Below are 12,809 nucleotides of genomic sequence, written 5' to 3'. Positions count from 1 at the left end.
GACGCTCCGGCCTTCAGATGCGGCAGGCTGACCGCGACGGTGTTCATCACGCCGATGAGGTCGACGTCGGTGCCGTCGACGAAGCCCCCGCACAGTGTCAGGTCGTCCCAGGGGCAGACGCCGGCGTTGCCGACGACGATGTCGAGCCGGCCGAAGCGGGCGAGCCCCTCGTCGACCGCGGCACGCAGCTGCGCGCGCTCCCGTACGTCGGCCTTCACCGCGACGATGCCACGGCCGAGCGCCTCGACCTCCTTGGCCGTGTGAGCGAGGTCCTCCGGTGTGGCCAGCGGATACGGGACGCTCTCGATCTGCTCGCACAGATCGATCGCGATGATGTCCGCGCCCTCCTGGGCTAACCGCAGCGCGTGGCTGCGTCCCTGTCCGCGGCCGGCGCCGGTGACGAACGCGACCTTGCCGTCAAGCTTTCCCATGATCCCTCCTCGATGATCGGATGTCGATACGGGCTCCGGCGTCGCTTGGTCTCGTCGGCCGCACGTGCGCTGATGTTGTGGTCACGACGATGCGTGAATGACGTCATCGACGCGACGAAGCCGGTCAAGGTGGTGGCCTGCTTTCCGCTGACCACCGCCCGCTTTTCTTGTGGTGGTCAGATCGGCAGGAGGGTGTGCCCGGCCTGGGTGGGGTTCTCGCCCGCCCCGAAGCGTTCCGCACGCTCGCGCAGCGTGGTGGCCGCATCGTCGCGGCCGAGCATGAGGCAGTACTCGCCGGCCCTGATGCCACGCAGGACGTCGTCGGCGAGCTCGTCGAGAGGCTGGATGGGGATCTCGGTACCCGACCTGGTGGCCGACTCCACGAGCGCGGCGACCGTCGTCGCCGGGGTCGCACGCGGCGTCTCCCGGGCAAGCTCCGCAGGCCGGTTGCGGTCAGACGTCCACAGCCCGGTGTCCAGCAGTCCCTTGCCCGACGGCAGGAACAGCGACACAGCGATCGGATGTCCCTCCTCGGCGAGCTGGGCACCGAGGCATTCGGTGAGGATCGACACCGCGGCCTTGCTCGCGGCGTAGACCGAGGCACTCGGCATCGGGGCGACCGCGCCGTCTCCGGACGAGGTGTTCACGATGTGCCCCGGCTCGCCGGAAGCGATCATGCGGGGCACGAAGGAGCGGATCCCGTTCGCGACGCCGTGGACGTTGACGCCGAAGGTCCACCGCCAGTCGTTCGGCGTGCTCTCCCACACCTTCGCTGACGGGGGGCCTACGCCGGCGTTGTTGACCAGCACGTGGGTGTGTCCGTAGCGGCGGAACACCTCGTCGGCGAGGGCTTCGACCGAGTGCTCGTCCGACACGTCGGAGACGACCCCGCTGATCTCGGCGCTGGTCGCGGCGGACAGCTCGGTGACGGTGGCATCGAGGGCGTTCTTCTCGATGTCGGAGAGCACGAGTACTGCGCCGGCTCGGGCGAACGCGTCGGCGAGTGCCCGGCCGATGCCCGCCGCACCGCCCGTGATGACGACGACCTTCCCCGCGAAGTCGGTGATCGTCGGGTTCACGCGGCCGGCCCGGTGCCGTGGATGTCCTCGACGGTCAGGCCGATCCGGTCGACGATCGGATCGAGCCGGTCCAGGTCGAAACGGTAAAGCTCGGCGGCGTTCAGCCCGAGGATCCGGCGGGTGTCGGCCTCCGGCACGTGAGCGAACCGGTTACGCAGCCATTCCCTGGTGTTCGGCCAGGTGCCCTCGGGATGCGGGTAGTCATGGCCCCACATCAGTCGGTCGATGCCGATCTCGTGGCGCCGCCCCACCTCGATGTCGCCCATCACCGACGAGGCCATCCACACGTTGCGCCTGTAGTAGTCCGAGGGCTTCATCCGCATGCCGTCCCGGAATGTCGCCGGGCCGAACTTGCGGGTGGAGTGGTCACCTTCCCACTTGGCGTCCATCCGGGCGAGGATGTCCGGCACCCACCAGGCACCGTTCTCGGCCAGGGCGTAGCGCAGCTTCGGGTGGCGTTCGAAGACGCCGCCGAGCAGCAGGGCCCAGAACGGCCGGGCTGCCCACCAGTACGCCTCGGTGGCGTAGATGGACAGGAAGCCGGGGGCCCAGGTGTAGTCGGTCGGGCCGACTCCGGAGTGGGTGTGCACGACCAGCCCGGCCTCGGCGCACACCGACCACAGGGGGTCGTACACCGGGTCGTTGTAGGCCGGGTAGCTCCCCCACTTGGTGGGGATCATGATCCCGCCGCGCAGCCCGTTCTCCACCGCCCACTCGGCCTCGGTGACCGCAGCGGCGACGTCGTGCAGCGCCGGGACGATCGCGATGCCGTAGCGGCGGTCCGGCTCGCTCTGGCAGAACTCGGCGGCCCACCGGTTGTGCGCCTTCGCGCCGGCCATCACCAGTTCCGGGTCGCTGTCACCCGACGATCCGAGCCCGGACCCGAACGGCGACGCCGAGACACCACCGACGCCGGCGGAGTCCGCGTCCGGGAAGACGACCTCGGCCGCGACCCCCTCGGCGTCCATCTCCTTGGTGCGCACGGCCGGGTCCCACGCGCCCTCCATTCCACCGTGCTCACCGATCTCCGAGTTCCACTCGGCGAGGAACCGCTGGTGGTCGTCGGCGTTCACCAGGGCAGCGGTCTGGACGTCGGCGGCCAGCGCGTCGTCGAACGCCTGGCGGTGCTTCGGATCGATGTACTCGCGGTACTGCTCAGGCGGCAGACCGGCGTGGGTGTCGGTTGAGATGAGCAGATACTTGTCGCTCATGTCCCTCTCTCCTATCGAGTCGCAGGTTCGTCGGTTGTCGCGGGCCATCAGGCGGCCCTGCCGGCACCGGGACGTTCTGGCAGGAAGGTCAGTGGTCGTAGCGGGCGTACGCGAAGGGCTCGAAGGCGACCGGGTCCACCGGGCCGACGACGCTGGCGCGGCCCGTCGAGGACCGGGTCGTGTAGGTGATCGACACGGTCTCGAGCACCGGCAGGTCGATGACGGGGGCGGTGGGCTCGTCGCGGAGCACGAGCTTCCCCTCGACCTTCTCCACGGTGGCCGGGCTGCGGGTCTGGTCGTAACGCACCAGCAGCGGGTCGCCGTCAAAGCCGGCACCGGACACGGCGGGCATGAACTTGTACCACCACTGCGTGGCTGGGTAAGGCCCCGGCACATCGAGGATCTCGGTGACGTCACCGACGATCTCGATGAAGCTGACGCCGTTGCGGCTGATCCGCCCCTCGACGTGGTCACCGTCGCGGGTGAGCTCGATCTCGGCGAGCTTCTTCGGCTCCCCGTGCTTCTCTCTGCTGATCGAGATGGCCGACTCCAGGTCGATCGGGATCAGCAGCGGATACTCGCCCGTCACCCCGTCATGGACCGCGTCGACCGCGAAGTAGCCGACCAGCTCCTTGTAGTGGAAGTCGCCGAAGGTCAGGTCGATGTCGGTGACCCGCACGTGCACCCGCGGCTCGGCCGGCGGGGTCAGCGGCGGGGGCAGCACCGACGCGAGGACCGCGGGATCGGTGCGGTAGACGACCTCCAACGAGGGTAGAGGTGGCAGCCCGGCCGCGAAACCGGCCTCGGTCTCGGACTTCTTCTCTTCGATTCGTACCCAACGGTTCCCCATCGGGGCTCCTCCTGAATGACGAAGCGGTGTCAGGGGCGGCGGGTGTCGCCCTCGGGCCAGCTGTAGAACTGCTGGCACCAGCGCCGTTGCTCGGTCACGGCCTTCTCTGGCGGCCGGAGCACCGGCGGATCCTTGAAGATCTTGTTTTCCCAGATCGGCAGGTCCTGGCTGATACCGGCGGTGAACCTGACTGCGGCTTCCTCGGCAGCGTCCTCACCGAGTGACCGGGGGGCGGTGAAGATCCACCGGACGTGCACGTTCTCCTCGTCGATCGGTGTCGTCGAGGACACGAACGTCGTGTAGCCCTTCAGCCTCAGCACGGCCAGGCCCAGCCCATAGCCCTCACGAACGAAGGCGCCGTTCATTCCCGACGTGCGCTTGTACGGCCCGTCGATGACGAACTCCTCCTCCGGGATCGACGGAGTCCCGTGCACGTAGAGGAAATGCACCGTGTCGACGTTGTTCTCGGCCATCTCCTGGCAGCAGGTCGCGATCTCGAAGTCCTTGGCGACGATCGGGAGCCAGTCGGCGTCGTGGAACTCCGGGACATCCGGCACCTCGACGGTTGGCTCCTTGCACTCCAGGTGGTGCCAGGCCCAGATCATGTGGTTGCGCTCGACCACCGGGTAGGAGCGCGCGGTCGCCGTCCTCGGGATGTGCGGGTTGTCGTCGTAGGGCACCTCGACGCAGGCACCGCTCGCACCATCGAACCGCCAGCCGTGAAACGGGCACTGCAGGCTGCCGTCGACGACCTTGCCACCGACACCCAGATGGGCGCCCAGGTGCGGGCAGTAGGCGTCGACGAGGTAAGGCGTGCCGTCCGCACCGCGGAACAGGACCAGGTCCTTACCGAAGTAGAACAGCGGCTTCGTGCCGCCCGGCTGGATCTCGTCGGCCCGGGCCACGATGAACCAGCCGTTCGGGACCGGGAACGGGAACCGCGGCCCGCGCTCCCGACGGACGCGTGCGCGTAACGAAAGATCGTAGAGGGACTCCAACCGCTGCGGCATCGGCAGACCGACAAGCTCTTCCGCGGGCGCCGCGGAGATCGTCGGCGTGCCGTCCATGCCGGAACCGCTGGGCCGGTCGGCCCGGGTCTCGCCGTAGATCGTCATGAGCTGTCTCCCGTGGAGAGGTGGAAGCGAAATTGCATAAAATATCCAATTTCCTAGCGACCTGGTTCACCGCCTGGGCGGGAGTGTCGTCGCACATCCAGCCGCTGAACTATCATTCACTACACTGAAGCATCATTCAACACATGGATGTGCGCGTTCACAAGACCGGAGGGCAAGCGACCTCGTGACCGGATTGCGGAAGCCAGCTGTGACGGAAGGTGCGCCTCTTCGTATGCCCGAGTGGGAAAGTGAAGCGAGAGGAGCACTGATCGACACTGATAGTCACAAACTGATCGCCAGTAGCTACATGCGGACCGGCGCGGCCGGACACCTGCCGCCGTGGAGCGGGCGGCCATGACCAAGGCGACGCCGCGCGAGGAGCGGCGCAAGCTGATCGCGGCGCTCACCCGGGACCAGTTGCTCGATGCCGCCGAGCGGCTCTTCGGCCAGCGCGGCTACCGGGAGACCAACCTGAAACAGGTCACGGACACCTGCGGGCTTTCGGTCGGGGCGCTCTACCTGCACTTCGACAGTAAGGAGGCGCTACTACGCGCCGTGATCGACCGGCGTTCCGTCGTGATCATGGCGCAGGTCCGATCCTTCATCGAGGCCGACGGCCCAGCGATCGACCGCCTCCTCGACCTGGTCATGGCCGAGATCGAGTTCTTCCGGGCGCACCGCGACTTCGGCCGCGTCATCGACCGGCTGTATGCCGCGGGCTTCCCGACGCTGCCCGAGCTCCGCGTCGACATCGCACACGGCTACACGACCGCCATGCAGCTGGAAGCCGAGCTCATCCGGGCGGGGCAGCGCGACGCCACGATCCGCGCCGGCGACGCAGACGTGCTCGCCCGCATATTGGGTTCCATGGTCGGCGCATATCGCGCCGACGACGCTGCGCGAGAGGAAGGCGACATCACGGGGCCAGGCATGCACGACGCCGACTTCGTCGACATCGTGCGGGGTGCGTTCGCGGCCACGACGTTCCCCAGGAGGCAAGCGCAGCGGTAGAAGACCTGCACTCGGCTGCCCCTGACCGCTGCCCGGCAGTTATCCGCCTGTGGCGCAACGCCTGGGATCAACCATGGTGAAGGCCGGGGTCAATTGGTCCCGAGTACGCGCGGGCCGGTGCCCTGGCCGGTATCCCGGTCTCCTGGGACGACGGCCGGGCCGATCCAGCAGCGCTGAGAGACCCGAAGCTCGGCGCTACTACGGACCTGCTTGGGCGGGGCTACCACGGAGGCGGCGGAAATGGCGGTACCGGAACTGTCAAGGATCTGGTCCGGCACGAGTCCGTCCACGCCTCACCCCTGGGGCGGGCAGTCCCGTCTCGAGGTGCTCGTCGAAGAAGCGGCATCTACCTCCGCCCTGCCGTTTCGCCGCGTACATCGCGAGGTCCGCTGCACGGAGCAGGCCGTCAACATCGGTAATGCTGGCATCGGACAGTGCTGCGCCGACGCTCGCGCCGACTACGACGGATCGATCCACAATGCTGATGGGCTCGCGAACGACGCGGATGACTCGATCCGCTACCTCCGCCAGGACCCTCCCTGCCGTGAGATTCTCACACAGAATCGCGAACTCGTCTCCCGATAAACGCGCGACGGTGTCGCCCGGGCGCACCACCCCGCACAGCCGCGACGCAATGCTGCACAGCAGGTAGTCGCCGGCCTGATGGCCGAGGGAATCATTGACGGACTTGAATCCGTCTAAGTCCACAAAGAGAATGCCCGCCATGTCCCCATCGTCCTGCGTGGCATCGATCGCATGGGCGATCCGGTCCAGCAGGAACATTCGGTTAGGAAGACCAGTCAGACCATCGTGCATTGCCTGGTAGCGGATGTCGCGCTCGGTCCGCATGCGCGCTGCCGCCGCTCCGAGCACCCCGGCGACGGACCTGACGAACGTGATCTCCCGCTCGTTGAAAGCGCCGATGCCGCCGGAGACCACCTGGCGATGCAGCGYGGACTGCTCGTCACGGAGTTCCTCACATGGGCGGTAGGCCGCGATGACCGCTGTCAGTCGCTCAGTGGAGCCCACCGGAACGGCGAGCCCGCACCACTGATGTTGTTCCGGGGGATCACCGTCGGCGCATGCGCTCCGCGAGGCGCAACAGTGCGTGACCGGCTCACGGGCAACCATCGCCTCCGCACCCAGCGTCTCCGGTTCGGGCGGGCCACCCACCTGTAGGAGTAGTTGGAGACACCCCGGCCCGGCGGACTCGGCGCCCACTTGGAAACGGTCCACAGCATCCTGTGCCACCTCGTGAATGGTCACGGCCGTCGCGTTGAGGTGGCAGGTGAGCGCTGCGGCGATCCGTTCCAGGAGCGGCTGCTGATCCGGGACCTCCAAGGCGAGGCGACCGAGATCCTCGACAGTCGCCTGCTCCGCGGAGCGCGCCCTGAGCTCCCGCAACGCCAACTCCCGCGTGGTCGCGTCCGTGGAGACCGCGGCGACCGCTCGAACTGTGCCGTCCGGGCCTGGCACCGGCACCATGTGCACGTCGTAGAAGCGACCATAGAGTTCCATCACGCGGAAAGTCGCCTCACCGTCGAGGGCGCGGTGGAAAAGTTCGACGCCCTCCGGGAAGTCCTCGAAAGCATCGAGCATCGTCGTGGCGCGCGCGGCTTCCATGCGCTCCCGCGCGGATTCGGGTGCGAGCAGGGCCCCCTCCGAGAAAAGCAGCCGACCCTGCTGGTCGATGAGGTGAAGCGACACCGGGGTATGCTCGACCAGCAGGCGGAGGTTTGCGTGAGTCTCGACCTGATCCGTGATGTCCTGGAACTGAGTTATCACCAACAGTTCCCCGCCGTCGGGCGCCGGCTCCCACGTCGACGTGGCCAACAGGTGGATGACGGTGCCGTCCGACCGGGTGAAGGAGGAGTAGGTTCGCGATCCGATCCGCTCGCCGCGCATGATCCGGTCGACCCGTTCGTTCAGTTCATACTGCAGATCGGTGTCGATAAAAGAATCCCAGGGCATGCCGACCAAACTATTCTCGGACAAGCCGGACATTCGGCAAGCAGCCTTGTTTACCCGGAGAATTCGGTGACTACTGGCGCCGCAGACGACGACCCCTATTTCCAGGCGGTCGAAAAGATCTTCTGGGTTGAACTGCCCGGCCATCCGGCATCACCGCCTGACTCCGTTTTCTTAACACTACCCCGATCCCGCCCGCCGCCAATGAGTCGAACGCATGGTCCTTCCGTGTGACGGTGGAGGGCGGCGATACCGTCGACGTTGGGGCGTCGCGGTCGCCTCCCGCCTCGCCGGATCTCGGCAGCTCGGCGTCGCGGCCACGCTCACGGGGCAGGCCAACCGGTGGGTGGAGCGTGAGCCTGTCGGCGTGGTCGCCGCGATCACACCGTGGAACTATCCCAACCAGATCAACATCGCCAAGGTCGCCCCGGCGCTCGCCGCCGGCTGCACCGTTGTTCTCAAGCCCGCCCCCGACACCCCGTGGACCGGGTTGGCCCTCGGCCGGCTCGTCGCCGAACACACCGACATCCCCGCTGGTGTCTTCAACGTCGTGACCGCGGCGGACAAGAGCATCGGTGAGGTTCTCACCATCAGCCGTGACGTTGACATGGTTAGCTTCACCGGCTCGACGGCGGTCGGACGGCGGATTATGGCGGCCGGCGCCGCCACCATCAAGCGGGTGTTCCTCGAACTCGGCGGCAAGTCCGCCCACATCGTCCTCGACGACGTCGAGGACATCGCCGCCGCGTCGGTCTCCGCCGTTTTCGGGGTCTGCACCCACGGCGGGCAAGGGTGCGCCACCAGCACTCGGCTGCTGCTGCCACGCTCACGCTACGCCGAAGGTGTCGAGGCGGCGGCCGCCATGCTCGCTGGCATGTCCTACGGCGACCCAGAGAACCCGGCGAACATGACCGGCGCGATCGTCAACCGGGCCCAACTCGAGCGCATCGACGGGCTCGTCCGCAAAGGCATCGAGGAAGGTGCCCGGGCAGTCGTCGGCGGCGGTATCGCCACGCAGTTCGACAAGGGCTTCTACTTCCAGCCCACGCTCCTCGCCGACGTCGACAACTCGATGACCATCGCCCAGGAGGAGATCTTCGGCCCCGTACTCGTCGTCATCCCCTACGAGAACGACGACGACGCTGTTCGCATCGCCAACGAGTCGATCTACGGCTTGTCCGGAGGAGTTTCGGGCGTCGACCGCGACCGGGTGCTCCGGGTAGCCCGACGCATCCGTACCGGCACTATGTCGATCAACGGCGGTCTCTGGTACGGCTCCGACGTTCCCTTCGGGGGTTACAAGCAGTCCGGGGTCGGTCGGGAGATGGGCATCGCCGGTTTCGAGGAGTACCTCGAGCAGAAGGCGATGGCCGAGCCCGCGTAGCGTTTGGCTGGGAGCTTGCTCCCAGGGCCGTGGGGCGGCAGGGACACGAAGGTCAGCCAGAGCATGTCGCGGGAGCGCTGTGAGCTGGTGGCGTGGGTCGTACAGTCGCTCACCGAGCATGCGCGTCCGGACGGATAACGTCCCCGAACAGTCCCACGTGCTGTTCCTCTGACCACCACGCCGTGAGCCGGCCGGCGGCGTTTGGCGGGCGGGCGCGGTGGATCAGCTGGGTGAACATCCCGTTCCCGACCTGGTGGGCCAGATGCAGGCAGTGAGCGATGCCCATGCGCCCGGTCGTGCTGGTAGCCGACCTTCTTTGGCCTAAGCCGTCTTCGTGCGCGAGGACGGCTTAGACCGGGAACGTCGAGAACATAAGTGCAGGGCGACAGGCCATTGACCACGAGCGGCTTGAAGCGGTCAAGGACCCGCCACCGGCGGGTGGCCCAGCCAGGTTCGAGGATCTGGTGGGTGGTCAACACCCGGTGCTGGATCGCACGGGGATCCACCGCTCCCGCGGGGTGAGGCGGCGGGTCAGCCACAGCTGGTGCTCACCAGGCGTACTCCAGCCGCGCCAACCGGGCCTACCCGCGCGGCAGGCGTATCACCGCAACGATCCCCGAGAAGATCGACCAGAAGGCGAACCGGAGCCGCCGTGGTCGCAGCGGTCGACGTCCGATGTCCTTCGACGCCGAGGCGTAGTCCACGCCAGCTCCAGTGACGATCGCGGCTTTCCCTCGCAGCCTCATGAGGTCAGGGGCAGGGGTCCGTGGTGGGCGGTGTGGGCGAGGACGCCGGGGTCGGCGCCTTCCTCAGCAGCGGTGGTGAGGGCGGCGGTGACGTCCTTGCGCAGGTATTTGGCGCCGAGTTCGGCGTACTTCTCGACGGAGCCGACGGCCCGCATGGTCTCGATGGCGTAGGTGGCGGCGCTGCAGTGCGCGAGCGCGTCGAACAGGGCGTTCGTCTCGATGCCGAGCTGGCGGCCGAGGTGGGCGGCGGCCGCTGCGGTCTGGACGTYGACGGTGAACAGCAGGTTGTTGACGAGTTTGACCCTGGTGGCGGTACCCATCGCCCCGGTGGGCAGGACTGTGCCGTAGGTCTTCAGCGCCGGGCGGACTTGCTCGATGACGGCCGGGTCACCGCCGGCGAGGATCGTGAGGCGCCCAGCGAGGATGTCGTCCGGCGCGCCACTGACCGGCGCGTCCACCAGCAGGACTCTGTGCGCGGTTGCGGCCTCGTGGAGGCGGGCGAGTAGCCGGATCCCCACGGTGGTGTGGGATATCAGGACAGCATTTGGTTCCAGCAGGGAGATCAGGCCGTCGGGGCCGAGCAGCGCATCCTCGACCTGGCTCTCGTTGAAGAGGCAGGAGATGACGACACTCGCGCCCTTCACCGCGTCCGCCAGCGAGGCGGTGGTACGCGCGCCCAAGCCGGCGAAGGTCTCCCGGACCTCGGGCCGGCGGGCATGCAGTGTGACATCGACGCCCGCGCCAAGCAGGCGCTCGACCATCGGCGCGCCCATCTGGCCGGCACCGACGAAGGTCACCGGACCAGCTGGCTGACTTTTCCCGCTTGGGCCGAGGCTTGGGGCGGCGGCGTCCGACATGCGATCACCTTTCTCCTGTCGTCTGTTCAAAGTCGTTCATGGTGCTACCCGAGGCGCGTTTCGTGCTCATCCGCCGACCGCCTGAATCGTTGGACTCAGGAGGGCTGGGCGCCGGCCTGAAACGGCTGGGTGCTGGCCTGGAACAGGGCTCTCGGCTCGGGCGAGCCGTCGAGGGCGCGGTTGACCCGACGGGTGACCCGCCAACCGTCCGGCATGCGGCGCAGCCACCAGCTGTTCGCAGACAGCCGCGCGGTCCAGAACCGGTCGGCTTAGGCGTCCCAGCGGATGTTGAGCGCGTAGTTCCAGGCACGGGCCTCGTCGCCGTCGACCTTGACCAGCGGCGCGGTCAGCACATGCCCGCAGCCATTCGCGATCAGACCCTGGTGCCCGGCGCCGTCGACCATACCGGCGATCTCGCCACGCCCGGTCCAGACCGCGTACGGCGGCACCTCGAACACCCCGTCGGATGCCCACAGCCCGGCCGCGGCGTCGGCGGACCCGCTGTCCACCGCCGGCCCGTACCGGGCGATCAGCTGCCCGATCGCCACCTGGTCCTCGACGGCGCGCAGCCGCGCGCCCAAGTCGGCCACGGTGGCCGCCAGCTCGGCGAGTTGTCCCTGGTCACTTGCCACGTCGCTCACCGATCCTCCTCAGTCCACGTCACCAGCAGGATGGATCATGATCCGGGCCGGGCCGTCGGCACGCCGCGCGATCTGTAGCGCGTCCGGAACCCCGTCGAGGTCGACGGTCATCCCGATGACCGGGCTCACGTCGAGGCTGCCGGCACAGATCGCGTCCAGGGTGCCGTACCAGTCCTCGGGGTCCGGGCCCCCGCCGAACTGAATGTTGACGCCCTTGCGCTTGGCCACCATGGAGGAGATACGGTCGCCCTCCGGCGGGCCGCCCGCGGAGAGGATGCGGGTGCCGCGTTCGCACTGCTGGATGATGCCGTCCAGCACTCCCGGCAGTCCGACGAACTCGAACACCACACACTGCGGCGCCGACGGGTCCGCCCCACCGAACGCCGGCCGGCCGGGCCGGCCGCCCAGCGTCACGTCACGCCACAGGTCGTAGGGGGACCGTTCGTCCGGGCTGACCACATGAGTGGCTCCCAGTGCTTCCGCGATTTTCAGCCGGCCGGCGTTGTAGTCCGAGACGACGATGGGACTGATGCCTCGGCGGCTCAGCGCCGCGACGGCGGACAGCCCGATCGCACCCGCCCCGATCACCAGCGGCACGTCATGTGGACCGAGATCTGCCTTGCGGACGTAGTATTCCCCCACCGCGAACGCGTCCGCCAGCGCCGCCTGATCCGTCGGAACATGGTCGGGCACCGCGCGCACCAGCGATTCGGTCAGCAGCATCAGCTCACCGAACCCGCCAGGCGCATCCGGGCTACACCCGACGATGCGCACCGGGCCCGCCCCGACCAGCACCGGCAGGCTCGTCACACGCGTGCCCACCGGCAGCCTGCCCTCGGTACCCGGCCCGTAGGCGACAACCTCGCCCACGAACTCGTGACCCATGACGATGTCCCGGTCTGCGTGGTAGTCCCACAACCCACTGTCATCGGCCGCCACGCCTTCGGGATTGTCCATGAAGTGCAGGTCCGACGCGCAGATCGCGCAGGACAACGTCCGTACCAGCACCTGGCCTGCTCCCGGCACGGGATCAGCTGTCTGGCGGACCTCGATCCGCCCCTCCCGCAACACCRCTGCCCGCATTCCGGCCCTCGCCTTCGTCCGATCACGGCCGCACCCACGGCGCGACCAGAACTGACCAGATATTAGTTACGACTCGCATCGAATCGTAACTGGCATGCAGCTGGCGCGCACGCGATGTGTAGGGCGGCCGGCGGCGGGACTGGCGCCATGCGACCGGCCGCCGCAGTGCCGCCAAGGCGCGGATGTCGACGCACGCCCGCGGAGCTGTCCACGCGCCTTCGCGACTCGCCGCAGGTCGCGGGACTACGCCACCCACTGTCGCTATCAGCCGGTCGGTGCTAATTTCGATGCGATATGCATCGTAAGTGATGCCTCGGCGAGGGGAAGTACGTTGCCGTTACGAGTCGTTCAGTGGACCACGGGCATCGTCGGTCGCAGCGCGGTGCGCACGGTCCTGGCCCACCCGGACCTCGATCTCGTCGGGTGCTTCTCC

11 protein-coding genes and 2 pseudogenes are annotated in these 12,809 nt (G+C 68.0%); 4 read left to right on the top strand and 9 right to left on the bottom strand.

Features of this window, described 5'->3' with window-relative positions:
* The 5 genes from CcI49_RS39175 to CcI49_RS39155 all read right to left on the bottom strand — a co-directional run.
* Positions 1-431, bottom strand: a 431-nt coding sequence (locus CcI49_RS39175) for an SDR family NAD(P)-dependent oxidoreductase (RefSeq protein WP_116437626.1), incomplete at its 3' end; no start/stop codon positions are given.
* Between the two features lie 176 nt (positions 432-607).
* A complete protein-coding gene (locus CcI49_RS39170; RefSeq protein WP_083749990.1) occupies positions 608-1,510 on the bottom strand; it encodes an SDR family NAD(P)-dependent oxidoreductase in 903 nt (300 codons plus the stop codon).
* Positions 1,507-2,721 carry an amidohydrolase family protein gene (locus CcI49_RS39165; protein WP_076834799.1) on the bottom strand — a complete coding sequence of 405 codons (1,215 nt, stop codon included), beginning with the start codon at positions 2,719-2,721 and terminating at the stop codon, positions 1,507-1,509. Before CcI49_RS39165 ends, CcI49_RS39170 begins: the two co-directional genes overlap by 4 nt.
* A gap of 88 nt (positions 2,722-2,809) precedes the next feature.
* A complete protein-coding gene (locus CcI49_RS39160) occupies positions 2,810-3,571 on the bottom strand; it encodes an acetoacetate decarboxylase family protein (RefSeq protein WP_076834797.1) in 762 nt (253 codons plus the stop codon).
* Between the two features lie 29 nt (positions 3,572-3,600).
* On the bottom strand, positions 3,601-4,686 hold the full coding sequence (locus CcI49_RS39155; protein ID WP_083749989.1) for a Rieske 2Fe-2S domain-containing protein: 1,086 nt from the start codon (positions 4,684-4,686) through the stop codon (positions 3,601-3,603).
* A gap of 354 nt (positions 4,687-5,040) precedes the next feature.
* Here CcI49_RS39155 and CcI49_RS39150 point away from each other — a divergent pair, with 354 nt between their 5' ends.
* Positions 5,041-5,697, top strand: coding sequence for a TetR/AcrR family transcriptional regulator (locus tag CcI49_RS39150; RefSeq protein ID WP_131831303.1), 657 nt, complete (start codon positions 5,041-5,043; stop codon positions 5,695-5,697).
* 258 nt (positions 5,698-5,955) lie between these two features.
* On the opposite strand, the gene CcI49_RS39145 is transcribed toward CcI49_RS39150, so the two are convergent.
* A complete protein-coding gene (locus CcI49_RS39145) occupies positions 5,956-7,812 on the bottom strand; it encodes a diguanylate cyclase (protein ID WP_076834792.1) in 1,857 nt (618 codons plus the stop codon).
* A 70-nt stretch (positions 7,813-7,882) separates the two neighbouring features.
* Between CcI49_RS39145 and CcI49_RS39140 the strand changes: the two genes are divergently transcribed.
* On the top strand, positions 7,883-9,049 hold the full coding sequence (locus CcI49_RS39140; RefSeq protein WP_076834791.1) for an aldehyde dehydrogenase family protein: 1,167 nt from the start codon (positions 7,883-7,885) through the stop codon (positions 9,047-9,049).
* A gap of 546 nt (positions 9,050-9,595) precedes the next feature.
* Positions 9,596-9,742: pseudogene (locus tag CcI49_RS44015) on the top strand (IS5/IS1182 family transposase); the annotation flags it as partial.
* 49 nt (positions 9,743-9,791) lie between these two features.
* Here CcI49_RS44015 and CcI49_RS39130 read toward each other — a convergent pair.
* From CcI49_RS39130 to CcI49_RS39120, 3 genes are all read right to left on the bottom strand, one after another.
* Entirely contained in the window at positions 9,792-10,652 is an 861-nt protein-coding gene (locus CcI49_RS39130) for an NAD(P)-dependent oxidoreductase (protein WP_076834788.1), read from the bottom strand.
* 269 nt (positions 10,653-10,921) lie between these two features.
* Positions 10,922-11,293, bottom strand: coding sequence for a nuclear transport factor 2 family protein (locus tag CcI49_RS39125; RefSeq protein ID WP_241840554.1), 372 nt, complete (start codon positions 11,291-11,293; stop codon positions 10,922-10,924).
* Positions 11,294-11,302: 9 nt separating this feature from the next.
* Complete coding sequence (locus tag CcI49_RS39120; protein ID WP_076834786.1) at positions 11,303-12,376, bottom strand: alcohol dehydrogenase catalytic domain-containing protein; 1,074 nt, start codon at positions 12,374-12,376, stop codon at positions 11,303-11,305.
* A 331-nt stretch (positions 12,377-12,707) separates the two neighbouring features.
* Between CcI49_RS39120 and CcI49_RS44010 the strand changes: the two are divergent.
* Positions 12,708-12,809 (top strand): annotated as a pseudogene (locus tag CcI49_RS44010) (dihydrodipicolinate reductase); the annotation flags it as partial.

This window comes from Frankia sp. CcI49 (assembly GCF_001983215.1).
Lineage (GTDB): Bacteria > Actinomycetota > Actinomycetes > Frankiales > Frankiaceae > Parafrankia > Parafrankia irregularis.
The sequence above is the reverse complement of the archived record's forward strand: the minus strand, read 5'-3'. Positions and strand labels throughout refer to the sequence as shown.

Excerpts from the sequence above, each read along its gene's own strand:
- CcI49_RS39155 (WP_083749989.1), bottom strand. The coding sequence starts at position 4,686 with ATGACGATCTACGGCGAGACCCGGGCCGACCGGCCCAGCGGTTCCGGC.
- CcI49_RS39140 (WP_076834791.1), top strand. The coding sequence starts at position 7,883 with ATGGTCCTTCCGTGTGACGGTGGAGGGCGGCGATACCGTCGACGTTGG.
- CcI49_RS39150 (WP_131831303.1), top strand. The coding sequence starts at position 5,041 with ATGACCAAGGCGACGCCGCGCGAGGAGCGGCGCAAGCTGATCGCGGCG.
- CcI49_RS39165 (WP_076834799.1), bottom strand. The coding sequence starts at position 2,721 with ATGAGCGACAAGTATCTGCTCATCTCAACCGACACCCACGCCGGTCTG.
- CcI49_RS39160 (WP_076834797.1), bottom strand. The coding sequence starts at position 3,571 with ATGGGGAACCGTTGGGTACGAATCGAAGAGAAGAAGTCCGAGACCGAG.